The following is a 22841-nucleotide window of genomic DNA, read 5'->3' on the forward strand; positions in this document are numbered from 1 at the left end:
CCCGACTGACACACCACAACACTCAAGCACACCCAAGACCACGACAGAGAAAACCCAAATGACCGACACCCCGCATTTCCCGCTCTCCGCCGTGGTCGGCGCCGATGACCTCAAGCTCGCCCTGTGCCTCACCGCCATCGACCCGAAAATCGGCGGCGTGCTGATCGAAGGCCCGCGCGGCATGGCCAAATCCACCCTGGCCCGGGGCCTGGCCGATCTGCTCGCCAGCGGTCAATTCGTCACCTTGCCGCTGGGCGCCACCGAAGAACGTCTGGTCGGTACCCTCGACCTTGACGCTGCTCTCAGCGAGGGCCGCGCACAATTCTCACCAGGTGTGCTGGCCAAGGCTGACGGCGGCGTACTCTACGTCGATGAAGTCAATCTGCTGCCCGATCACCTCGTTGATCTGCTGCTCGACGTTGCCGCCAGCGGCACCAATCTGATCGAGCGTGACGGCATTTCCCATCGGCATTCGGCGAAGTTCGTGCTGATCGGCACGATGAACCCGGAAGAGGGCGAGTTGCGCCCGCAACTGCTTGACCGCTTTGGCCTGAACGTCGCCCTCAGTGGCCACACGGCACCGACCGAACGCGGACAGATCATCCGTCGGCGACTGGATTTCGACAGCGACCCGCAAGCGTTCTGCGCACAGTGGCAAGCCGAGCAGCAAGCCTTGCGTGCACGTTGCGAAAACGCTCGTCGTGCCCTGGCCGATATTCCGCTGGATGATGCCGCACTGGCGCAGATCACCGAGCGTTGTTTCGCCGCCGGAGTCGATGGTTTGCGTGCCGACCTGGTCTGGTTGCGCGCCGCACGTGCCCACGCAGCGTGGCGCGGAGCTGAGGTGATTGGCGCAGAGGATATCGACGCTGTCGCCGAGTTTGCCCTGCGCCATCGGCGCCGTGAGCAAGCGCCATCGAATCCGCCGCAACCGGCCCAGTCGCCGGCCGCGACTCAGGCATCACCGAGTGAAGGGCAGGGCCAGTGGGGCGACATGCCGGCGCCTGCGCTCGCCACCGGCGCCCGCCGCGAAGTGCCGAGCTGGCCAAAAAAGCCTTAGGCATTCGCCCCCGATCCGACGCGGGGGCGAATGCCAGACCCCGCGCCGGTCGGCTGGACAACGGACGCCAAGGCAAGCGCCATAAGGCGCGCAGCGGTACGGTAAATTGGCCGGGCACGTTGCTCAACGGGCGTCCCCGGACGCGTGAAGATTTGCTGTTTCAACTGCGCACGCGTACGCCGCATGAGTTATGGCTGGTCATCGTCGATGCCTCCGCCTCGACCCGCCGCCATCAGGCCTTGAGCGATGCCAAAGGTTTGCTCGCGCAATTGTTCGATGATGCTTACCGGCAACGGGCGCGACTCGCATTGTTGACGGCCAGTGGCTCGGTGCCGAAATGGCAGGTGCAGGGATTGAAGGCGTCCAGCGGCTTGCGTGTCTGGCTGGACGCTTTGGGTGCAGGCGGTGGCACGCCGTTGCTGGCGGCGCTGGAGCAGGCCGGGCAGTGGCTGACGGTGCGGCGCAAGCGCTTTCCTGCCGAGCAGCAACGCTTGCTGGTGGTGACCGACGGGCGTTTGAAACAGTGGGCGGGATTACCGGCGCTGGGGTGTCCGGGGTTGCTGATCGACATCGAGCGTGGGCCGATCCGGTTGGGCCGGGCCAAGGATCTGGCGACGGAGCTGGATGCGCAGTATCAACATATCGATGAATTGATTTCCCTCTGATACTTTCTGTGTCTGGTCGGGCCTCATCGCGAGCAGGCTCACTCCTACAGGGGAACGCATTCCAAATGTAGGAGTGAGCCTGCTCGCGATTGCATCGACCCGGTCTAGAGCCGAACACTCAAAACCCGAATCACTGCTCTATGCTGCACCCAGCCCCAATCACAAGGAGTGAGCGATGCGCGTTCTGGTTAAAAACCCTCAAGACGACTTCCGCGTCAAAGCCTACGCCGGCACCAACGGCGTGCTGCTGGCCATGGACCTCGCCGAGTCCCGGCGCCAAGGCTTGCTCGGGTTTGCCATCGAAAAGCAGCAGGGCGCCAAACCCTGGTTGTTCCTGTTCAACAGCCTGACCTTCCCGAATAAGGCTCACACCTTTCCCCAGTTCCACGCCACCCCAAGCGATAAAGCCCCGCTGCAGAAATTTCGCTGGGCCGATTATGCGGTCAATCCGAGCATGACCCTTCACTATCGCGTGCATCTGGCCTACGGCACTGCGGATGCCGTGCAGTTGGGTGAGTCGCTGGAACTGACGATCACCTCCGATGACGGTCACCCGAGCAATCAAAGCGTGATATTCAACCGTGCGATCGCCGCCAGTCAGGCATTCCAGCGCAAGTTTCCCGATCTGGACGCGCAGATCAGCGCCAACAAAAACATGCCCATCGAAGCCTGGCCCGATGCCGCGCGACAGTGGCTGGAAAACGGTTTGCTCGGGCGCTTGCTGGGGTTTATCGAGCGTGCGGTCGATGGTCAGTGGGCGCTGGACATCGCGATTTACGAGTATCAGTTGCAGGCAATCGTCGATGCGGTCAACGCGGCGTTCACGCGAGGCGTACAGGTGCGGGTGCTGTATCACGCCCGGCCCGATGATGAAGACACCACGCTCAACGAAGCGAGCCTGGCGGCACTGCCTCCCGCGAGCAAACGCGGGCGAGTGACCCACAACATCTTTCACAACAAATTCATGGTCCTGAGCCGCGTCGATGCCAGCGGCACTCATCAGCCTGAAGCGGTTTTGTGTGGCAGCACCAATTTCACCGCCAACGGGGTTTATCGTCAGGCCAACGTGGTGCATGTGCTGGACGATGCATCGATTGCCGCCAGTTATCTGCAGACGTTCGAGCAGATCTGGGCGCAGCCGGATGATATCGGCGTTACCCGTGACTGGATTACTGAACACAACCCGATGAGTCCGCAGCAACCTGTGTTCGCCGGGTTCTCGCCGCGCACCGGCGGGGCCGATCTGCAGGCGTTCGTGCAGATCATCAGCGCGGCGAAAAAGGACGTGCTGTTCGTCACCGCGTTCTCGCTGCCGGACGCGATTCTTAACGCGTTACTCGGCCAGCCCCACGACGATGTTTTGCGTTATGGCCTGCAGAACACTGCCAGCCGAATCACCGGTTTTCACGCCGACCGCAGCGCCGAATTCGCCGCCACCGCATTGCTCAACACCGGGCTGGAAGGCTGGCTGCGCGAGAACATGAAAGGCCAGAAAGGCAATCTGCTGGTGCACACCAAAGCCGTGGTCACCGACTTCACCACGGACACACCAACGATCATCAGCGGCAGCCACAACCTCAGCGTTTCGGCGAGTAATGGCAACGATGAAAACTACCTGATCATTCGCGGCGACACCGATCTGGCGGATCGTTACGGGCTGGAGCTGCTGCGGTTTTATGAGCATTACCGCTTTCGTTATTTCGCCAAGAAGCTGGCGTTGAAGCAGGTGAGTCCGTTGGCGGTGGATGACCATTGGACGAATGACTATTACATCGAAGGGGATTTGCGGCAGTTGTCCCGCCTACGCTTCGCTGGCCGCTGACATTGCCCCTGCGGCAGCTCCTACGGGGGAATCTGGAGCGCTGTTACAAATTTAGAAATGATTTGCCGCTGTAGGAAATGTTCCCAAAGCCTGTACGCTCCAAGGCCATTTTTCATTCAGGATTTGCATGAACACCCTCTCGGAGCCTCCCAGTCGCACCTTCCCCTCGCGCCATGGCGCGGTCTTGACGCACTCGCAGCATCCGGTTTTCCGACATCCGACTATCGTTGCTAACGCGGCCCCAGAGCCTTCGCGTTGCGCTTTGCCGTGTCCGGCAGCCTGAATTCATCGAGAGAGATAGAGACGTTTTATGGAATGGTTAGCGGATCCCACGGCCTGGTTAGGCTTGTTGACTTTGATCGTGCTGGAACTGGTGCTGGGTATCGACAACCTGGTGTTCATCGCAATTTTGGCAGACAAGCTGCCACCGCATCAGCGTGACCGCGCGCGGATTATTGGCCTGTCGCTGGCGCTGATCATGCGCCTTGGCCTGTTGGCGAGTATTTCCTGGCTGGTCACCCTCACGCAGCCATTGTTCGAGGTGTTCGACAAGAGTTTCTCTGGTCGCGACCTGATCATGTTGTTCGGTGGTGTGTTCCTGCTGTTCAAAGCGACGATGGAGTTGCATGAGCGATTGGAAGGCCACGTTGGCGAACGCTCGAGCAACACCGCCTATGCGCTGTTCTGGCCGATCGTTGCGCAAATTGTGGTGCTCGACGCGGTGTTCTCGCTGGATGCGGTGATCACGGCCGTCGGCATGGTCGATGAACTGGCGGTGATGATGATCGCGGTGATCATCTCGATTGGCTTGATGATTGTCGCCAGCAAACCGCTGACGCGCTTCGTCAACGCGCACCCGACGGTGATCATGCTGTGTCTGGGCTTCCTGATGATGATTGGTTTTGCCCTGACGGCTGAAGGTCTGGGCTTCCACATTCCGAAAGGTTATCTGTACGCCGCCATTGGCTTCTCGATTCTGATCGAGGTGTTCAACCAGATCGCCCGGGCTCGCCGCAAGCGTTCGATGCAGGGTTTGCGGCCGATCCGCGAGCGCACGGCTCACGCGGTCATGCGCTTGCTGGGTGGGCGTAAACTGGCGGCGGAAGAGGTCGGCGAGGAAATTGCCGACCTGCTCGACGACGGTGACGCGCCAAGTGCCGAACTGTTCGACCGTCGCGAACGGGTGATGATCAGCGGCGTGCTGCAACTGGCCGAACGCCCGATTCGCGGGCTGATGACCGTGCGCGCCGATGTCGACACGCTTGATCTGGCCGATGATCGTGAAGCGATTCGGGCTCGCTTGATGCACTCGTCCTACTCGCGTCTGCCGTTGATTCGTAACGGTGCGGTGGATGAGCCGTTGGGCTTCGTGCACAAGAAAGAATTGCTCAAGGAGTACCTGGGCGGCGCCGAGCCGAACCTGGAACACCTGGCGCGCAAGACCATCAATTTGCTCGACAGCTATTCGATCCTCAACGCGCTGGAGCAAATGCGCGCCGCCTCGACGCACATTGCTTTTGTGGTCAACGAGTTCGGTGATTTCGTTGGTGTATTGACCATGACCGACATCCTCGAATCGATTGCCGGTGAGTTGCCCGATGCCAGCGAAATCGAAGGCCCGGATGTGGTCGAGGAGCAGGGCGGGTTTATCGTCAGTGGTGCGTTGAACCTGTCGCGAGTGCGCCAACGCACCGGGTTTGGTGCGCAGCCGACCGAGGACTATCAGACGATGGCCGGGTTGGTGATGAGCCTTCTTGATCGTCTCCCGGTCATTGGTGATCGTCTGGAACTGGATGGCTGGCAGATGACGGTCAAAGCGGTGGATGAGCGGCGGGTGACGCGGGTGCTTTTGGAGCGCACGCCAGCGTAATCCTTGAGTTCTCTACTAACTGTGCCGGCCTCTTCGCGAGCAAGCTCGCTCCCACCTTGGAACGCGTTTCAAATGTTGGAGCGAGCCTGCTCGCGAATGCTTGGGTTCAGGCACCGCAGTATTCACTGATGAAAAGTGTAGCGATCCTTCCTGTTCCCAACCAAGTGCGAGAAACGTCTGACGGACAACGCAGAAACGTCGCCGGAAATCACGTGGTATCGTCAAATGGATCGAAGTTAAGAGCTTCGAGGGTGCTATTTTAGGTGCTACTAAAAGTACTTCAGGAAGCACCTTAATGGCACACATCGTTCTTTCCCACGTAGTAGCGAGTATTTCCGAGTTGAAAAAAAATCCGATGGGCACCGTAGCTGCTGGTGGTGGACGCTCTATAGCGATTCTCAACCGAAATGAACCAGCGTTTTATTGCGTACCAGCCAAAGAATACGAGGCGATGATGACGCGCCTTGATGATCTGGAGTTGATCGCGCTTTGCAAGGAGCGAGAAAACGACCCCACCATCAAGGTCTCACTAGATGACCTATGAGCTGGAATTTTCTGAAAAGGCCTGGAGAGAATGGGAGAAGCTGGGCGCTGGCCTACGGGATCAGTTCAAGGAAAAACTAGCTGAGCGACTGTCGAAGCGGGGTTTATCTCCTGGCACCGAACAAGGATCGCCACCACGCGACGATTTGCTCCAGAATGTTTCCCGATGGCTTCTCGTCCAGTTTCAATAGCTCCAGACTGCCAAATTGCGAAGTAGCGACCCCGGTTTCTGCTTTCGTCTCAAGTTTTACGGTGGCTCCGGTTGTGCCGGGCGGCGCTTCCGTCCAGTCGGTCAACACCTGCCAGTTCGATGCGTTTTCGAGCAGCAGCGCAAGTACCTTTCCAGATGGGTGTAGCGTCAATGTCACGCACGCCGTGAAGCCTGGCGCAGTCTTCATTCTGGCGGACAGCGCATATTCTTCGGCTGCAGATGGGAAAATGATGTCCTGACTGATGTATCCGGGTGAAGTGATCTTGCAGTCATCCTCGTTGAATTTCACGTGCTCCGGATCGCTCACTGACCAGTCTTTTTCGCCTTCGTAGAACTCGCCATTCCTGATCAAATTCGTCATGTCCTATCTCTCCCTGAGACTTTTTGGTTAACGCTACTTCGGAACCTTCAGCCTGTTCAGTACTGACTCCGCGGACGCGCACGGGCAACGGTGCACAAGGTACGAAGTGTCTGACGCAGCCAAGGCAGATCATGCGTTTGTTTGCGGACGGCAACGGGCGCCTTGGTCTTGCCGATATGCTCGGCGAAATCCCGTGCGAGGGTTTCTTCGGTGCCGATGCCTTTGAGTTTTTTCACCAGTCTACCGTTCTTGTAAAACAGCACGGTGGGCGTGCCGGTGACCAGCGGATGGCGCGGGGACTCGCTGGTATTGAGCATGTAGATATTGGCGCGATATCGGTATGGCTCGGCCGTCTGGCGAAAAATCGGTCCGGCCCATTCGCAGGCGGGGCAGTGTTCGTTGGCGAAATACAGAATCACCGGGCGCCAGGTTTTCAGCGTTTTTCGATAGGTGGCCGGCAAGGCTGCGAAAGGGGTTGTCGAGTTCATTGCAAACTCCCTTTTCGGAATGCAGTGGTTCACGGAAAAAGCGAGCCGTCACGAGATGAAAGCTCGCTTTCAAGAGTATTGGCTCAGAGCAACTTGGATAGCGTTAAATCGCTGAAATAAGAGCCAAGTTCATCAAACGTACCGTCATTTGACTCTGCCTTCACCGTGAATTTGAGTGTCGCAAGAGGTGCTTCGAACTCTTTGAACTTGATCGTCCAGTTCTGACCTCCAGAGACGTCAAGTTTAACCAGGTCGCCTGTCGGAAGTGGTTGCACAGTGACGCGGCCAGCATAGCCAGGCAGTGTTTTCATTCTTGCCGAGATCATGAATTTACCGCCGCCCTCGCTACCCAGGAGAACGTCCTGACTAATGGAGTCAGGAGTCGCGATTATGCAGTGACCATTCACATAACTGACGTTTTCTTTATTTGTTGCGGTCCAGTGGTCGCCTTGATTGGCGAAATCCCCGTTTTTTATCAGGTTGGCCATTTCAAAAGTCCTTATTGAGATTTTGAGTTCGATTCCTGACCCGTTCGGTCCAAACCAGTAGGCCTATCAATTCACCGGTCAACAACTGTCAACTCTGACAGGTCAAGCCGCAAATCCGATGAACGGTCACCCGTGCTCAGTCCATTTTTCAAGTCCGATTCATTGCTCTATGTGTGCATCAATTGGTCGCGCACATGCCCTTGAATGTGACGTTACTTCCCAATTGGTTGCCCTCAGTAGCGACGGTCAAACTTCTACTGGCAATAGTCGCGTGTAGATACGCGGGCTAACTTGTTGAACCGATTAATGTTTCCGAGGACCTGGGTTTTATTGCCAAAGCTATGGCACACTTTCTGCTGTCTATTCCGTAGTAACAAACCGTGTTCCGGTATAGCGGAATAAACACCATCCTGGAGTGCTTGCCATGCATCGCCGTCCTTCGTTGTTCAAAGCGTGTGTTTTTGTTCTTGCGGCTTCGTCCGCTGTCATGGGCCTGGCCCAGGCAGCCGACAGCAAGCTCGACAGTGTTCTGGCCCGTGGCAAGTTGATCGTGGGTACCGGTAGCACCAATGCGCCGTGGCACTTTCAGGGCGCGGACGGCAAGTTGCAGGGTTTTGATATCGACATCGCCAGGATGGTGGCCAAAGGTCTGTTCAACGACCCGAGCAAGGTCGAATTCGTCGTGCAGTCGTCCGATGCGCGGATTCCCAACCTGCTCACCGACAAGGTCGACATGAGTTGCCAGTTCATCACCGTCACCGCTAGCCGTGCGCAGCAAGTGGCGTTCACCCTGCCGTACTACCGCGAAGGCGTCGGCCTGCTGCTGCCGAACAACAGCAAGTACAAGGAAATCGAAGACCTGCAAGCCGCCGGCGACAGCGTCACCGTGGCCGTGCTGCAAAACGTCTATGCCGAAGAGCTGGTGCATCAAGCCCTGCCCAAAGCCAAGGTCGATCAGTACGACAGCGTCGACCTGATGTACCAGGCCGTGAACTCCGGCCGCGCCGATGCCGCCGCCACTGACCAGTCTTCGGTCAAATACCTGATGGTGCAGAACCCAGGTCGCTACCGCAGCCCGACCTATGCGTGGAGCCCACAGACTTACGCGTGTGCAGTCAAACGCGGCGATCAGGATTGGCTGAACTTCGTTAACACCGCACTGCATGAAGCGATGACCGGCGTTGAATTCCCGACTTATGCGGCGTCGTTCAAACAATGGTTCGGCGTTGACCTGCCGTCGCCTGCGATCGGTTTCCCAGTCGAATTCAAATGATCCCGTGAGAGTGGGGCGATTAAAGTCGCCCCGCTCAAGGTACTGCTGACCATGAACTATCAGTTGAACTTTGCCGCCGTGTGGCGCGATTTCGACACCTTGCTGGCGGGGCTCGGTCTGGGCCTTGAACTGGCCTTGGTGTCGATCGCCATCGGCTGCGTGATCGGCCTGCTGATGGCGTTCGCCTTGCTCTCGAAGCATCGCGCCTTGCGCGTGCTGGCCTCGGTGTACGTCACGGTGGTGCGTAACACGCCGATTCTGGTGTTGATTCTGTTGATCTACTTTGCGCTGCCAAGCCTGGGCATTCGTCTGGACAAGATTCCGTCGTTCATCATCACGCTGTCGTTGTATGCCGGGGCGTACCTGACCGAAGTGTTCCGTGGCGGTTTGCTGAGTATCCCCAAAGGCCAGCGCGAGGCCGGACTGGCCATTGGTCTCGGCGAGTGGCAGGTCAAGGCCTACGTCACCGTGCCGGTGATGTTGCGCAACGTCTTGCCGGCGCTGTCGAACAACTTCATTTCGCTGTTCAAGGACACCTCACTGGCCGCCGCAATTGCGGTGCCGGAGCTGACCTATTACGCGCGCAAGATCAACGTCGAAAGCTACCGGGTAATCGAAACCTGGCTGGTGACCACGGCGTTGTATGTCGCGGCCTGTTACCTCATTGCCATGCTGCTGCGATACCTGGAGCAGCGTCTGGCGATCCGCCGATAGGAGGCTGCGATGTACGAATCTCCCAGTTGGTTACATGAATTGTGGCTCGCGCGTGAGCCGTTGTGGCAGGGTTTTCTGACCAGCGTGCAAGTGTCGGCACTGGCGATTCTGCTCGGCACGATGCTCGGCGTGATCACCGGTCTGGTGCTGACCTACGGCAAATTCTGGATGCGCGCGCCGTTTCGTTTTTACGTCGACCTGATTCGTGGCACACCGGTGTTTGTGCTGGTGCTAGCCTGCTTCTACATGGCGCCGGCACTCGGTTGGCAGATCAGCGCATTTCAGGCCGGGGCCTTGGGCCTGACGCTGTTTTGCGGTTCCCACGTCGCCGAGATTGTTCGCGGTGCATTGCAAGCCTTGCCGCGCGGGCAAATGGAGGCGAGCAAAGCCATCGGCCTGACGTTCTACCAATCGCTCGGCTACGTGCTGTTGCCTCAGGCGCTGCGGCAGATCCTGCCGACCTGGGTCAACTCGTCCACGGAAATCGTCAAGGCGTCGACCTTGCTCTCGGTGATCGGCGTCGCCGAATTGCTCCTCAGTACGCAACAGATCATCGCCCGGAACTTCATGACCCTGGAGTTCTACCTGTTCGCCGGTTTTCTGTTCTTCGTCATCAACTACGGCATCGAATTACTCGGCCGGCACATTGAAAAGCGGGTGGCCTTGCCATGACTCAAGCTCAAGTTTCCCCACAGAATCAGGCGTTGCTGGATATCCGTGGCCTGCACAAACAGTACGGCGCAGTCGAAGTGCTCAAAGGTGTCGATCTGAGCATGCAGCGCGGCAACGTGGTCACGCTGATCGGCTCCAGCGGCTCGGGTAAAACCACGCTGCTGCGTTGCGTGAACATGCTCGAAGAATTCCAGGGTGGGCAGATCCTGCTCGACGGTGAATCCATCGGCTATGACGAGGTCAACGGCAAGCGTGTGCGGCATGCGGAAAAACTCATCGCCCGCCATCGTGCGATGACCGGCATGGCGTTCCAGCAATTCAACCTGTTCCCGCATCTGACCGCATTGCAGAACGTCACCCTGGGCCTGCTCAAGGTGAAGAAAATGCATAAGGATGAAGCTGTGGCGCTCGCCGAAAAATGGCTGGAGCGCGTCGGCTTGCTGGAGCGACGCAATCACTTTCCCGGTCAGTTGTCCGGCGGCCAGCAACAGCGCGTGGCGATTGCCCGGGCGATTGCGATGAACCCGAGCCTGATGCTCTTCGATGAGGTCACTTCGGCACTCGACCCGGAGCTGGTCGGCGAAGTGCTCAACGTGATCAAGGGCCTGGCCGAAGACGGCATGACCATGTTGCTGGTGACCCACGAGATGCGTTTCGCCTTCGAGGTCTCGGACAAGATCGTTTTCATGAATCAGGGGCGGATCGAAGAGCAGGGGCCTCCCAAGGAGCTGTTCGAGCGCCCGCAATCGCCGCGTCTGGCTGAGTTTCTGAAAAATACGCGGTTTTAATCTTACGTTTTCACATCAGGAGAAACACCCATGAGCATTACGCGTTACGGCACCGGCAGCACCGCCGCTGGCGGCCAGCCACGTCCCTTCGCTCGCGCCGTTGAAGCGGATGGCTGGCTGCATGTGTCCGGCCAGGTACCGGCGGTGGATGGCGAGATTATTGTCGGCGGTATTGTCGAGCAGACCCATCAGACCATGAAAAACCTGATCGCGATTCTCGAAGAGGCCGGGTATGGCCTCGAAGACGTGGTGCGTGCCGGCGTGTGGCTGGATGATCCGCGGGATTTCAGCAGTTTCAACAAGGTTTTTGGCGAGTACTTCAAGCCTGAGCACGCACCGGCGCGGGCCTGTGTGCAGGCGAGCATGATGGTGGATTGCAAGGTCGAGATCGATTGCATCGCCTACAAGAAGAAGGCTTGAAAATTGCTGCGTTGCTTAGGCCGCAGCCCCTCACCCTCACCCTAACCCTCTCCCAAGGGAGAGGGGACTGATCTGTATCGATGTGGATTTTGCGTATGACGCTTACATTTACATCGATACGGTCAGGCTCTTTCTCTCTGGGAGAGGGCGGGGGGTGAGGGGCGGGGGCGAGGGCAGCAATCCAACTGACACAACACCAAGGGCCAGTTACCATCCGGCGACTTTGAATGGGAACCACTGAAATGACCGAAGACACCATCAAACGCCGGGCTCGCGGTCTGGACCGGGCGTTCGATATTCTCGATTTTCTCAAGGAGATCGGCCAGCCGCTGCGCCCCAACGACATCGCCAACGGCATCGGCAGCCCGAAATCCACGGTCTACGAACTGGTTGCATCGTTGCTGGAACGACGGATTCTGGAACCGGTGGGCAAGGACGGTCATGTCTACCTGGGTCGGCAGCTGTACTTCCTCGGTCAGGCGCATTTGCGTCATTTCGACCTCAGCCGCGAGGCCGATCATGCCTTGCAGGAGATCGTCAGCCAGACCCGTGAAACCGCGCAGATGTGCCTGCTCAACGGGCGTAAATACACCGTGGCACTGATGAAGGAGGGCGAGCGGCATTTCCGCATTTCCTCCGACATCGGTGAAAACGCGCCCATCCCGTGGACCGCTTCCGGGCGCCTGCTGCTTGCGCATTTAAGCGATCAACAGATCATCGACCTGATCGACGAAAACGACTTCATCCTGCCCGACGGCGAGCGCCTGCCGCTGGAGCGTTTTCTGGCGGAAATCCGTCAGGCCGGCATCGATGGTTTCTTCTCCTTCGACAGTGTTGCCGACACCTTTACCCATTGCTTCGCCGCCCCGGTCAAAGACGCGCAAGGCGTGGCCATTTGCACCTTGTGCATCGTCGCGCCACGGGCCGATGCGAAAAACAATTACAACGACTATCGCCGGGTGCTGATCGAGAGCGCCAACAGCCTCGCCCGGCGCATCAACGAATAACCGCGGCTGGCTGCAGCCGCGAATGTGAGGAGTTCGACCATGACCACTGCCATCAATACTGCTGGAGAAAAGGGCGACGCTGCCATCGGCGCGCACCTGGCGCGTGACGTCAGCCTGCCGGCGCTGGTGCTGCATCGCGCAGCGCTGGAGCACAACATCCACTGGATGCAGAAATTCGTCAGCGACAGCGGCGCGGAACTGGCGCCCCACGGCAAAACCAGCATGACCCCGGCACTGTTCAAGCGTCAGCTCGACGCCGGCGCGTGGGGCATCACCCTCGCCAGCGCGACCCAGACCCGGGCGGCTTATGCCCATGGCGTGCGTCGGGTGCTGATGGCCAACCAATTGGTCGGCACGCCGAACATGGCATTGATCGCCGATTTGCTTGCCGATCCGTCGTTCGATTTCTATTGCATGGTCGATCACCCGGACAACGTCGCTGATCTCGGCGCGTACTTCGCCTCGCGCGGGGTGAGGCTCAACGTGATGATCGAGTACGGCGTGGTCGGCGGGCGTTGCGGTTGCCGCAGCGAGCAGGAAGTCATCGAGCTGGCCAAGGCAATCAGCGCGCAACCGGCGCTGGCCCTGACCGGCATCGAAGGTTACGAAGGGGTGATCCACGGCGATCACGCCGTCAGCGGCATTCGTGAATTTGCCGCGTCGCTGGTGCGCCTTGCGGTGCAGTTGCAGGACAGCGGCGCATTCGCCATCGGCAAGCCGATCATCACCGCCTCGGGTTCGGCCTGGTATGACCTGATTGCCGAGTCGTTCGAAGCGCAAAACGCGGCCGGGCGTTTCCTCAGCGTGTTGCGCCCGGGCAGTTACGTGGCGCACGACCATGGCATCTACAAAGAGGCGCAGTGCTGCGTGCTCGACCGCCGTAGTGATCTTCACGAAGGTTTGCGCCCGGCGCTGGAAGTCTGGGCCCACGTGCAGTCGCTGCCGGAGCCGGGTTTTGCGGTGATCGCAATGGGCAAGCGTGATGTCGCGTTCGATGCCGGTTTGCCGGTGCCGTTGCTGCGCTACAAGGCGGGCGTAGTGCCGGCGCTGGGCGAGGATGTCGGTGCGTGCAAGGTCACGGCGGTGATGGACCAGCACGCGTTCATGACGCTGGCGCCGGGCGTTGAGTTGCGCGTGGGCGACATCATTTCCTTTGGTACGTCGCACCCGTGCCTGACGTTCGACAAGTGGCGTGTGGGGTTGTTGGTGGATGAGCAGTTGTCGGTGATCGAGAGCATGGAGACTTGTTTCTAAAGCTTGAGACCGAGTCGCGGCCATTCGCGAGCAGGCTCGCTCCCACAGGGGAATGCATTCCAAGTGTGGGAGCGAGCCTGCTCGCGAAGACGCCAGTCCAGACACCACCGATCAACCAGAGACAGCACAAAATGAACACCCTCAGCCCCCTGGGCCCGAACACCCCACGCATCGCCCTGATCGGCGAATGCATGATCGAACTGCAGCAACGCGCCGACGGCAGCCTGCAACAAAGCTTCGGCGGCGACACCCTGAACACCGCGGTGTATCTGTCCCGCGCCACGGGCGACAAGGCGCAGGTCGATTACGTCACCGCACTGGGCGATGACAGCTTCAGCGACGCCATGTGCCAGATCTGGTCCGATGAAGGCATTGGCCTCGATTTGGTACAACGTCTGCCGGGTCGCCTGCCGGGCCTGTATTGCATCCAGACCGATGCCAGCGGCGAGCGGCGTTTTCTCTACTGGCGCAACGAAGCGGCAGTTCGCGACTGTTTCACCACCCCGGCCGCCGAGCCGATTCTGGCGGCGTTGCCGGATTACGATGTGCTGTATTTCAGCGGCATTACCCTGGCTGTGCTCGGTGCGTTGGGCCGGGAAAAACTTATCCAGACTTTGATCGAAGCGCGGCAGCGGGATGCGCGCATCGTCTTCGATAACAATTACCGGCCACGCCTGTGGGCCTCGGTAGAAGACGCGCGGGCGGCTTATCGCAACGTGTTGCCGTACGTTGATCTGGCGTTGCTGACGGTGGATGACGAACAGGCGCTGTTTGGTTTCGCCGATTGCGAAGCGGTGTTTGCTGCTTACGCGCAGTTCGGCACGCTGGAAGTGGTGCTCAAGCGTGGCGCCGAAGCTTGTTTGATTCAGTGTGATGGTGAAGCGTTCGAAGTGCCGGCGCAGAAGGTCGAGAAAGTGGTGGATACCACGGCGGCGGGGGATTCGTTCAGTGCGGCGTATCTGGCCAGTCGATTGCTGGGCGGAAGTCCGGCGGAGGCTGCCGAGGCCGGGCATCTGCTGGCCAGCAAGGTGATTCAGGTGCCGGGGGCATTGATTCCGAAACAAGCTTGAATGGCCGCTTGCTGCGCAATCGTTTCGCGAGCAGGCTCGCTCCCATAGGGGAATGCATTCCAAATGTGGGAGCGAGCCTGCTCGCGATAGGGCCCTAAAGCCAAACCTTCAATCGCGGTAAAACACCTGCACCAGGTGGTACCCGAACTTGCTCTTGATCGGCCCATGCACGGTGCGCAGCGGTTTCTTGAAAATCACCGCATCAATCGCGCCAACCATCTGCCCCGGCCGCACTTCACCCAGATCACCGCCGCGCTTGCCGGACGGGCAGGTCGAGAATTTCTTCGCCAGCACATCGAACGCTTCACCCTTGGCGATGCGTTGTTTGAGCTGTTCGGCCTCTTCGGCGGTTTTCACCAGAATGTGGCGGGCTTGGGCTTTCATCGTGCGATACCTGATAACGGGGTGACGGCGGGGCGCGGATTATGCCTCAAGTCACAGGGTTTGGCTGATCATCGTGCGGATCTTGCTGGCCAGCAGCTCAATGGCAAAGGGTTTGGCAACCATGTCCATGCCATCCTCAAGAAATCCCTGACGCTCGGCGGCTTTCTGCGCATAACCGGTCATGAACAACACTTTGAGGCCCGGCCGATGCTGGCGGGCGATCTCCGCCAGTTGCCTGCCGTTCATGCCCGGCAGGCCGACGTCGGTGACCAGCAGATCGACGCGTAGATCGGACTCCAGCAGGGGCAGGGCGGTCTTGGCATCTTCCGCTTCGTGGGCCTGATAACCCAACTCCCGGAGCAGATCGAGCACCAGCATGCGCACCGCCGGGTCGTCCTCAACCACCATCACGGTTTCACCGGTCGCCGTCGCCGACGGTTGTTCAACGGCGACGATGGCCGGCCGTTCCGGTTCGACGCCATACAAGCGCGGCAGGTACAAGCGCACGCAAGTACCCTGGCCCGGCAGGCTGTCGAGGCTGACATGACCACCCGACTGCTGGGCAAACCCATAAATCATCGACAGCCCCAGCCCGGTGCCCTGGCCGATGGGCTTGGTGGTGAAGAATGGATCGAAGGCCTTGGAACGCACCGAGGGCGTCATGCCGGTGCCGTTGTCGCTGACCGCCAGCATCAGGTAATCGCCGGCCTTGACCGGTTCGAGCGTGGTGATGTCGCTGCCGTCGAGGTAGACGTTGGCCGTTTCGATCACCAGTTCACCGCCCTCGGGCATCGCATCACGGGCATTGATGACCAGGTTGAGCAAGGCGTTTTCCAGCTGACTGACGTCGGTGCTGACCGGCCACACGTTCTCGGCCAGACGCAGGGTGAGTTCGATCGGATCGCCCTTGGTACGGCGGATCAGATCTTCCAGCGAATGCACCAGTTCATTGGCATCGAGGGTTTTGCGATCCAGCGACTGGCGCCGCGAGAACGCCAGCAATCGATGGGTCAGCGCTGCCGCACGGTTGGCCGATGACACGGCGGCTTCGGTAAAACGGCCAATTTCGTCAGCCCGGCCGTTGGCGATGTAGCGCTGCATCAAATCGAGGCTGCCGATGATCCCGGTGAGCATGTTGTTGAAGTCGTGGGCGATACCGCCGGTGAGCTGGCCGACAGCCTCCATCTTCTGCGCGTGGCGCAAGGCATCTTCGGCACGCTCGCGTTCGAACATCTCGTTCTGCAAACGCTGGTTGGCCTGGGCCAACTGTTCGGTGCGGGCGCTGACCCGTTCTTCCAGGGTTTCGTTGAGATTGCGCAAGGCTTCTTCGGTTTTCTTGCGCTCGGTCTCATCGATCACGAAGATATAGAAACCACTGATCGCGCCGTCGGCGGCGTAACGCGGCAGATAATTCATCAGCGCGTGGCGATTGCTGCCATCGCGGTGCGGGGTATACAGGCTGAATGAGCACGGTCTGCCGGCCAGCGCCTCGGCAATGTAGGGCCGGCGCAGGAAATACGCTTCTTCACCGATGACTTCGCGAATCGTGCGCCCGTAGAGTTCCTGTGGCGTGAGGCCGTACCAGTCCAGATAGGCCGCGTTGTTGAGGCGAAAGCGCTCTTCACAGTCGACATAACTGATCAGGATCGGCATGGCGTTGATGATCAATTGCAGTTCGGTCTGGCTTTGGCGCAACGCCTGTTCGGTGTGTTTGCGCTCGGTCAGGTCCAGCGCCGCGCCGAGAAAACGCATGGGCCGGCCGTGATGATCCTTGTAGCAGCGCCCGCGAGCGAACACCCAGCGCACCTCGCCATCGCCTTGCTGCAAGCGATATTCCTCAGCGTATTCGGTGCCGTGGGTGATGCAGTGCTTGATGCTGCGCGCAATCATGGCGCGGTCTTCCGGGTGCACGCCTTGCAAGTAATCGCTGATCGGCAACCGACCGGCGAGGCTGGGGTCGACGCCATGCAATTGGGCGAAATGCGCATCGGCGATAAAGCGGTCTTCGCCGATGTCCCAATCCCAGGTGCCGACAGCATCGGTCGCAGCCAGGGCCAGTTGCAGGCGCTCCTCGGTTTCCCGTTGGGCTTTGAGGCTTTCTTCTGAGCGTCGCTGCAGCTCCAGAGCGATGCGGCGGCGTTCGTTGGTTTCGATGGCGGTGACGAGGATTCCGGCGACTTGCGCGGTCTCATCACGAATCGGGCTATAGGTCAGATCCAGCCAGAAGTCGGATTCTCTGCCGTCTCGTTGCAGGGTGAAGCGTCTTTCGCTGTAGGTGCGAACCTGGCCCTGTAGGACGGCGCTGTAAATAGGGTCGGTAAAGTCGCGAAGTTCCGGCCAGATCTGGTGCGCAGGCTGTCCGAAAGCGTGCGGATGCTTGTGGCCGGCAAGCAGGGCGAAACCGTTGTTGTAGATCTGCGTGAGCTGCGGCCCCCACAACAACAGCATCGGCATCGGCGAGTGAATCACGATGTCCACCGCGGTGCGCAGGCTCTGCGGCCAGTTGCCGGCAGCGCCCAGGGGGCTGCGGCTCCAGTCGGTACGGGCGATCAGTGCCTGTGCGTCATCGGTGTTCGGTACAGCATTCATTACATCAATCCTGAGCGTGGTTCGTTGAGGCGACGTCTATCATTGTTGCAGTTGATCTGCGCCAGGCGCAGGCCGTTGTCTGTTCATTGAATGCTTCGCGGGTGCTTTTTGCCATGGAAATCGATGCACTGTTGTCAATTTTGTCCAATAAAAACGGTTCGGACCTGTTCCTCTCCACGGGCGCACCTCCCAGTGCGCGCATTGACGGCGTGCTCACAGTGTTGAGCGAACGCCCGTTCAAGAACGGTGAAACCGCCGCCATCGGCGCCTCCCTGATGGACGCCGAGCAACGACGGGAGTTCGACCGGGATCTGGAAATGAACCTGGCGATTTCGCGAGCGGGCATCGGGCGTTTTCGCGTCAATATCTTCAAGCAGCGCAACGATGTATCGATCGTCATTCGCAATGTCAAACTCGACATCCCGCGTTTTGCCGATCTGAAATTACCGACAGTACTGCTCGACACCGTCATGCTCAAGCAGGGGTTGATCCTCTTTGTCGGCGCCACCGATTCGGGCAAGTCGACCTCGCTGGCCGCGCTGATCGACCACCGCAACCGCCATAGCAGTGGGCACATCATCACCATCGAGGACCCGATCGAGTACATCCATCGCCACCAGCGCTCGATCATCAATCAACGGGAAGTCGGGGTCGATACACGCAGCTTCCACGCGGCCCTGAAAAACACCCTGCGCCAGGCACCGGACGTGGTGCTGATCGGCGAAATCCGTGACCGCGAAACCATGGAACATGCCTTGGCGTTTGCCGATACCGGGCATCTGGTGCTCTCGACGTTGCACGCGCACAACGCCAATCAGGCACTGGATCGGATTATCAATATGTTCCCGGAAGACCGGCGACCGCAGTTGTTGCATACGCTGGGAAACAACCTGAAAGCATTTATCTCGCAACGCTTAGTGCGCACCGTCGATGGGCAACGCAGGGCGGCTGTCGAGGTGCTGTTGGGCACGCCAACCATCGCAGATCTGGTTCGGCGCGGACAGTTCGAGGAGCTGAAACCGATAATGGAAAAATCCACCGAACTGGGTATGCAGACATTTGATGCGGCGCTGTACGCATTAGTCGCTGAAGGTGCAATCAGTGCGCAGGAAGCTTTAAAGAATGCAGATTCGGTGAATAATTTGAAGTTGCGGATGAAACTTTCTGAAGAGGCAGATGTTGGTAATGATTCAACGTCCGAAGAATGGGGTTTGATCGATTAATGTTTTCTTGATTGTTTGTGTGTGGGCGCCCGGAAATAGTTATTCATGTTTTTTAGATGGATTGGTCGTATCAAAGAAAGTAGAACGTCATCGCGCTGAAGTTGTCAGCTAATTAACTTGATGAGGTTCTAGTATGAATGATAAGACCCGGAATAAAACGTTCTGGTCTTCGCCTGTTGCTCTTTCCGAATGGAAGAGCAGGGATGAAGCCGATGCCGTTGAGCGTCAATTGGTTTTGGCTCAACTAGAGGGGGCGTTAAGCCAATACACGGATGATCAAAAGATCAATTGGTATGGGCATGAAGTAGAGTTGCAAACCGGATCGTCGTTGTTCGAGATCTATAATCCCGGCAGCCTTTTGCTTAATCAGTTGCTTGCTACCGGCCCGGTATTCGGTGCGATTGCCAGGGAAGGCGCAAGCGATCATGACGGACTTCTGCGCGTTACGCCCGACGGCAAGATGGAGGTCCGTGCGGTCAGGGGGTGGGTGGATCTGGTCGCGGCGCGGCACTTTGAATACAGTGTTCCGACACAATCTGCACTGACGTTGATTTCGGATATAGCAAAAGTGGCCAGTGGTTATATATGGCCTGATAACGCTATAACCCTCGATCAATGGTTCCGCTTTCATGACATAAACTTGCCCGACAACAAGGCAAAGGTCAGGAATTTGATCGATTTATTCGAGTTTGATCCGCCAGTGCCAGAGCCGGGCAACTACTGGGAGCATTTTCAAACCGAAGATCCGGCATTGGTCGTATTAAGCGAGGAACAGTTTTCAGCTATTCGTAATGCGACCGCCAAGTTGATGCCCAACAGAAAACTTCTCACGGCCCTCTACAATGTTACCGGTCGCGCCGCCGTCACACATGAACGTGCGGCTCAACGGGTCATTGAACTCGTCAATCATCCGATTGCTCTGAATCTCGCCGGTGACTACCTGAAAGAACTGGGCTGGTTCGGTGTGAACGAGGGGCAGCAGGCTTCCGATGACATTCTCCGGCAATTGCTGATGACGGCGATATTGCTCGACCTTGATCCATCGATTGGTCACGGCATACAGCGTAATCGCGTGGTCGGACTTGATCTGTATGCGCCGAAAAATGTTGATCGTCACCCCTCGGTCATACTTGAGGCGCTGACGGCTGTGCTGCGAACCCGACAATGGGTTGAGGCTGGTCTGGAGCCGTTGGTTGCCCACTTGCTGTTGGCACGCAATGCACCCGAGTTTCTGGTCAGGGAAATTCCCTCGTCGGTTACCTTGGGTTCGATTGGATGGATCAATTTCTGTCGCGCCGTCATGCTGGTCGAGACACTGAAAACCGGTGCGACGCGTGGCATGACCTACGCGCAGGTCATGGCGTATGGCGAACTTGAACCGGTCAGTGAGTCGCAGAAACACAAGCGTGACCTGGCTATGATTGACCCGATCGTCGATTGGGCATTGATCAACCAGATTGTGACCGTCGCTGAACTCGAGCAGGCCGAGCAAACCACTACCCGACGTGCAATTGATGCATTCGAGCGCCACTCGGAAACGTTCGCTCAAATCGCCAAGGCATTTTCGACGCCGTTACCCGACAGAGCGAAGATTGCCCGATCCGCTTTGCAAATCGCCGCGCCTGGTTGCGACAGCCTGGACGAAAAAGCACTGTCCGAGAAAGGCGGACAGCAAGTCATGTCGATGGTCGACTTGCATCAATCAGGTGATCTGGTCACTGGCCAGTGGGATAGACGTACCGTGCGCCTGGTCACTAACGGTGTCCTCAGGCCGGCCATCAACTACAACCCGTCCGGTGTCAGCCTTTACGCGCGTTACCCGAACCTGTTGAAGCTAGGATCCTGTGACGAGGAGATGGATCGTCAGCTGGCTGTGCATTTCGATGATTTGAACAGCGCCATGTTGTCTAGCGTGAAACTGGCTTTGGCACAGATGCCAGAGGCGGATTTGCAAGTCTTCATGAATGCCGATATTCACTTTCTGACCGTACGCGAGTCCGCCATTTATTCTAAATCGCGCGGCCTGGGCGGGCCCCTGAAAATTGATCTTGACCAGGAAACAATGCAAAGCAGAGATGCCGCCACGGGACGCTTTGGCATTGTGATGTATGCGTCTCACGAGAATGCGGACATCTGCTACGAACTGTTCACATCGCGCGCCGAGACTCGAAAAAATGACGCCTTGGCGGCTTTCATCAAGCGAGAGCGAAAACTGCGACAACGTTCAAGAATGAGTGCCAGTGCGGATCTAACGTTTCCACTGAGCATCACCGCGACGCAACTCCTGCCGCTCGATGTAAAACGCTATACCCATGCGACTGCTGAAGACTCTTCGATCACCAGCAGCATGGCCATTATCGATAATTTCGGCATGCTCAACGCGCCGCAAGCATCGTCGACGCCAAAGTCAGGGTTCTATCAAAAATTCAACGACGCGAATATCGAACGTATCGCCACGTTTCTGGTTAAAAATCGACCTTATCTGAACAAGAACGAGCTGAGAGAACTGGTACGCGTACCGACTCCGCTTGAACTTTCCAGGGAGGAGGGCGAGCGATTGCTGACTTATTTCATCGACCTGGTGGTGCCTTTCAAAAAGTGCATCGAGGATATTGCCTCGGGTGAACATGACAAGGTCGTCGACGGAGTTTACGGATGTCTGATGGATGGCATCGGCCTGGTGGGCACGGTGGCAGGAGCCACCTCCAAAGTCTTGAGCATATCGGCGAAGGCTATTTCAACCACATCCAGGGCGGCGCGTTTTACCCGATTGGCATTCACCTCGGCCGTTTCCCTTTTCAACCCGCTGGATGGGGTGCCCTCTGGCATTCAGTCGGGCGGAAAACTGGTGAACAAGGGCTTGTTGCGTTGTAGCAAAAACAGCCATGAACTGGTTGCCAGGGCCAACAGCCAATTGCACAAACTCAGTGGTCGTCGGCAGTCCTATGATTTGCTCGGTGCGTCGCAAAGTACCCATTTGGGGTTGGGTCACTGGCAACCTCGCGGCACGCCTGGCAACGCTGTTGCTGTTCTGGCGGCCCGCAGTGGCAACCAATGGTACGCCTTGAACCGCCGTGGCAAGTTGTGGGGTCAACCGCTAAGCGGCTTCGCCTATCAAATGCCCTTGCAGTTGCCGTATTCGACCAAGACACTTCCCGCGAGCTACACGCGCAACTTCATCGAAACAAGTCTGCCTCGCGCTCGGGCGAAGATTGACAACGCTATTGCTGTGATCAGCCGACATGAGTTCAAGCGAGACGGCGATCTGCTGATGAAGGCACTGTTCGGTAACACGTCGCAGGTAGCGACCGATCGACTGGTGAATTATCTGCGCTTGATTCGCTTTGATTTCGCTGGCTTCTCGGTGAGCAACACGCTTCTCGATGCAGTGAAGCATAACGAGACACTCGCCTCTTTTGATGTGAACAACTACAAGCGATGGAAAAGTGCCAGCTCCAACGACGCATCGGGTATTGCGTTTATCGAGATTTATACTCAAAACCTGAACAAACACTTCGTCAATCTGGGCTTCAACCATGACGTGGTGGCCGATGACCTGATCCATGAACTGTTCCATGGCAGTGCGCAGACCGTGGATGTCGGCTACGCCACGGACACAGAGCATGCAAGCCACAGCGGGCAGCGACTGGATGTAGCGCAGCTGCTGGATCTTGCGTCCGGCAACCTCCTTGTCGGCGACTCGAGCGCTGGCAATCATGCGGTATCCAAGGCCTTTGAGAATGCCGACTCGCTGGCAATTGCCACTTCGTTACTGAGTCAAATGGCTACGGACAAAACGACATTCGACCGCAACATGACGATCATTCGCAGGGCGCTCGATTCCAGTGGCGGTAGAGCGATTGGTCAGCCGGTTGTGATTACGCTGAACAAACCCCGCTGACGCCAGGCACCGTCGCCAACGCTTGCCGTAAGCGTATC

At 58.2% G+C, this 22841-nt stretch carries 20 protein-coding genes and 1 pseudogene; 16 read left to right on the top strand and 5 right to left on the bottom strand.

Annotated features, from left to right (window positions below):
* Positions 1-58 precede the first annotated feature (58 nt).
* From HU754_RS13180 to HU754_RS29435, 6 genes and pseudogenes are all read left to right on the top strand, one after another.
* Positions 59-1060: a magnesium chelatase ATPase subunit I gene (locus tag HU754_RS13180; protein ID WP_099756444.1), complete on the top strand. Its 1002-nt coding sequence runs from the start codon at positions 59-61 to the stop codon at positions 1058-1060.
* Complete coding sequence (locus HU754_RS13185) at positions 1042-1725, top strand: vWA domain-containing protein (protein ID WP_189661569.1); 684 nt, start codon at positions 1042-1044, stop codon at positions 1723-1725. The genes HU754_RS13180 and HU754_RS13185 overlap by 19 nt, the downstream gene beginning before the upstream one ends.
* A 175-nt stretch (positions 1726-1900) precedes the next feature.
* Positions 1901-3547, top strand: coding sequence for a phospholipase D-like domain-containing protein (locus HU754_RS13190; RefSeq protein ID WP_186624553.1), 1647 nt, complete (start codon positions 1901-1903; stop codon positions 3545-3547).
* Between the two features lie 310 nt (positions 3548-3857).
* Positions 3858-5417: a TerC family protein gene (locus HU754_RS13195; RefSeq protein WP_186624554.1), complete on the top strand. Its 1560-nt coding sequence runs from the start codon at positions 3858-3860 to the stop codon at positions 5415-5417.
* Positions 5418-5712: 295 nt separating this feature from the next.
* The gene (locus tag HU754_RS13200) at positions 5713-5961 is read left to right on the top strand and encodes a type II toxin-antitoxin system Phd/YefM family antitoxin (RefSeq protein WP_099756441.1); all 249 of its coding nucleotides are present in this window, start codon (positions 5713-5715) and stop codon (positions 5959-5961) included.
* Positions 5951-6052, top strand: a pseudogene (locus HU754_RS29435) (type II toxin-antitoxin system RelE family toxin); the annotation flags it as partial. The gene HU754_RS13200 and the pseudogene HU754_RS29435, both read left to right, overlap by 11 nt.
* 12 nt (positions 6053-6064) lie before the next feature.
* Here the strand turns inward: HU754_RS29435 and HU754_RS13205 are convergent.
* The 3 genes from HU754_RS13205 to HU754_RS13215 all read right to left on the bottom strand — a co-directional run bounded on the left by HU754_RS13205 (position 6065) and on the right by HU754_RS13215 (position 7508).
* Entirely contained in the window at positions 6065-6532 is a 468-nt protein-coding gene (locus tag HU754_RS13205) for a hypothetical protein (protein WP_186624555.1), read from the bottom strand.
* A gap of 56 nt (positions 6533-6588) precedes the next feature.
* A complete protein-coding gene (locus HU754_RS13210) occupies positions 6589-7020 on the bottom strand; it encodes a thioredoxin family protein (RefSeq protein ID WP_186624556.1) in 432 nt (143 codons plus the stop codon).
* An 83-nt stretch (positions 7021-7103) separates the two neighbouring features.
* Positions 7104-7508 (bottom strand): hypothetical protein, encoded by a 405-nt coding sequence (locus HU754_RS13215; RefSeq protein ID WP_186624557.1) that lies wholly within the window; start codon positions 7506-7508, stop codon positions 7104-7106.
* Positions 7509-7932: 424 nt separating this feature from the next.
* Between HU754_RS13215 and HU754_RS13220 the strand changes: the two genes are divergently transcribed.
* From HU754_RS13220 to kdgK, 8 genes are all read left to right on the top strand, one after another.
* A complete protein-coding gene (locus HU754_RS13220) occupies positions 7933-8781 on the top strand; it encodes a transporter substrate-binding protein (protein WP_099756438.1) in 849 nt (282 codons plus the stop codon).
* Between the two features lie 51 nt (positions 8782-8832).
* Positions 8833-9495, top strand: coding sequence for an amino acid ABC transporter permease (locus HU754_RS13225; RefSeq protein WP_003225455.1), 663 nt, complete (start codon positions 8833-8835; stop codon positions 9493-9495).
* Between the two features lie 9 nt (positions 9496-9504).
* Positions 9505-10167 carry an amino acid ABC transporter permease gene (locus HU754_RS13230; RefSeq protein ID WP_116254839.1) on the top strand — a complete coding sequence of 221 codons (663 nt, stop codon included), beginning with the start codon at positions 9505-9507 and terminating at the stop codon, positions 10165-10167.
* Positions 10164-10955 carry an amino acid ABC transporter ATP-binding protein gene (locus HU754_RS13235; RefSeq protein ID WP_093430931.1) on the top strand — a complete coding sequence of 264 codons (792 nt, stop codon included), beginning with the start codon at positions 10164-10166 and terminating at the stop codon, positions 10953-10955. Before HU754_RS13230 ends, HU754_RS13235 begins: the two co-directional genes overlap by 4 nt.
* A gap of 30 nt (positions 10956-10985) precedes the next feature.
* Positions 10986-11375: a RidA family protein gene (locus HU754_RS13240; RefSeq protein WP_007912330.1), complete on the top strand. Its 390-nt coding sequence runs from the start codon at positions 10986-10988 to the stop codon at positions 11373-11375.
* Positions 11376-11617: 242 nt separating this feature from the next.
* Entirely contained in the window at positions 11618-12382 is a 765-nt protein-coding gene (locus tag HU754_RS13245; protein WP_093430933.1) for an IclR family transcriptional regulator, read from the top strand.
* A gap of 39 nt (positions 12383-12421) precedes the next feature.
* A complete protein-coding gene (locus tag HU754_RS13250; protein WP_186621360.1) occupies positions 12422-13636 on the top strand; it encodes an amino acid deaminase in 1215 nt (404 codons plus the stop codon).
* A 131-nt stretch (positions 13637-13767) separates the two neighbouring features.
* Complete coding sequence (gene kdgK, locus HU754_RS13255; protein WP_186621362.1) at positions 13768-14706, top strand: 2-dehydro-3-deoxygluconokinase; 939 nt, start codon at positions 13768-13770, stop codon at positions 14704-14706.
* A gap of 108 nt (positions 14707-14814) precedes the next feature.
* On the opposite strand, the gene HU754_RS13260 is transcribed toward kdgK, so the two are convergent.
* Together HU754_RS13260 and HU754_RS13265 are read right to left on the bottom strand one after the other, a co-directional pair.
* On the bottom strand, positions 14815-15090 hold the full coding sequence (locus tag HU754_RS13260) for a peptidylprolyl isomerase (RefSeq protein ID WP_007912322.1): 276 nt from the start codon (positions 15088-15090) through the stop codon (positions 14815-14817).
* A 51-nt stretch (positions 15091-15141) separates the two neighbouring features.
* The gene (locus HU754_RS13265; RefSeq protein WP_093430942.1) at positions 15142-17679 is read right to left on the bottom strand and encodes a PAS domain-containing hybrid sensor histidine kinase/response regulator; all 2538 of its coding nucleotides are present in this window, start codon (positions 17677-17679) and stop codon (positions 15142-15144) included.
* 113 nt (positions 17680-17792) lie between these two features.
* On the opposite strand from HU754_RS13265, the gene HU754_RS13270 reads away from it, so the two are divergent.
* Positions 17793-18902, top strand: coding sequence for a PilT/PilU family type 4a pilus ATPase (locus tag HU754_RS13270; RefSeq protein ID WP_186621364.1), 1110 nt, complete (start codon positions 17793-17795; stop codon positions 18900-18902).
* Between the two features lie 133 nt (positions 18903-19035).
* Positions 19036-22803: a hypothetical protein gene (locus HU754_RS13275; protein WP_186621366.1), complete on the top strand. Its 3768-nt coding sequence runs from the start codon at positions 19036-19038 to the stop codon at positions 22801-22803.
* Positions 22804-22841 lie beyond the last annotated feature (38 nt).

The organism is Pseudomonas zeae, from assembly GCF_014268485.2.
Classification (GTDB): domain Bacteria; phylum Pseudomonadota; class Gammaproteobacteria; order Pseudomonadales; family Pseudomonadaceae; genus Aquipseudomonas; species Aquipseudomonas neuropathica.

Bases quoted from the DNA above. Each gene is read 5' to 3' on its own strand.
- HU754_RS13265 (WP_093430942.1), bottom strand. From the start codon at position 17,679: ATGAATGCTGTACCGAACACCGATGACGCACAGGCACTGATCGCCCGT.
- HU754_RS13180 (WP_099756444.1), top strand. From the start codon at position 59: ATGACCGACACCCCGCATTTCCCGCTCTCCGCCGTGGTCGGCGCCGAT.
- HU754_RS13200 (WP_099756441.1), top strand. From the start codon at position 5,713: ATGGCACACATCGTTCTTTCCCACGTAGTAGCGAGTATTTCCGAGTTG.
- HU754_RS13210 (WP_186624556.1), bottom strand. From the start codon at position 7,020: ATGAACTCGACAACCCCTTTCGCAGCCTTGCCGGCCACCTATCGAAAA.
- HU754_RS13230 (WP_116254839.1), top strand. From the start codon at position 9,505: ATGTACGAATCTCCCAGTTGGTTACATGAATTGTGGCTCGCGCGTGAG.
- HU754_RS13195 (WP_186624554.1), top strand. From the start codon at position 3,858: ATGGAATGGTTAGCGGATCCCACGGCCTGGTTAGGCTTGTTGACTTTG.
- HU754_RS13225 (WP_003225455.1), top strand. From the start codon at position 8,833: ATGAACTATCAGTTGAACTTTGCCGCCGTGTGGCGCGATTTCGACACC.
- HU754_RS13235 (WP_093430931.1), top strand. From the start codon at position 10,164: ATGACTCAAGCTCAAGTTTCCCCACAGAATCAGGCGTTGCTGGATATC.
- HU754_RS13215 (WP_186624557.1), bottom strand. From the start codon at position 7,508: ATGGCCAACCTGATAAAAAACGGGGATTTCGCCAATCAAGGCGACCAC.
- HU754_RS13250 (WP_186621360.1), top strand. From the start codon at position 12,422: ATGACCACTGCCATCAATACTGCTGGAGAAAAGGGCGACGCTGCCATC.
- HU754_RS13220 (WP_099756438.1), top strand. From the start codon at position 7,933: ATGCATCGCCGTCCTTCGTTGTTCAAAGCGTGTGTTTTTGTTCTTGCG.
- HU754_RS13245 (WP_093430933.1), top strand. From the start codon at position 11,618: ATGACCGAAGACACCATCAAACGCCGGGCTCGCGGTCTGGACCGGGCG.
- HU754_RS13190 (WP_186624553.1), top strand. From the start codon at position 1,901: ATGCGCGTTCTGGTTAAAAACCCTCAAGACGACTTCCGCGTCAAAGCC.
- HU754_RS13260 (WP_007912322.1), bottom strand. From the start codon at position 15,090: ATGAAAGCCCAAGCCCGCCACATTCTGGTGAAAACCGCCGAAGAGGCC.
- HU754_RS13205 (WP_186624555.1), bottom strand. From the start codon at position 6,532: ATGACGAATTTGATCAGGAATGGCGAGTTCTACGAAGGCGAAAAAGAC.
- HU754_RS13270 (WP_186621364.1), top strand. From the start codon at position 17,793: ATGGAAATCGATGCACTGTTGTCAATTTTGTCCAATAAAAACGGTTCG.
- kdgK (WP_186621362.1), top strand. From the start codon at position 13,768: ATGAACACCCTCAGCCCCCTGGGCCCGAACACCCCACGCATCGCCCTG.
- HU754_RS13240 (WP_007912330.1), top strand. From the start codon at position 10,986: ATGAGCATTACGCGTTACGGCACCGGCAGCACCGCCGCTGGCGGCCAG.
- HU754_RS13275 (WP_186621366.1), top strand. From the start codon at position 19,036: ATGAATGATAAGACCCGGAATAAAACGTTCTGGTCTTCGCCTGTTGCT.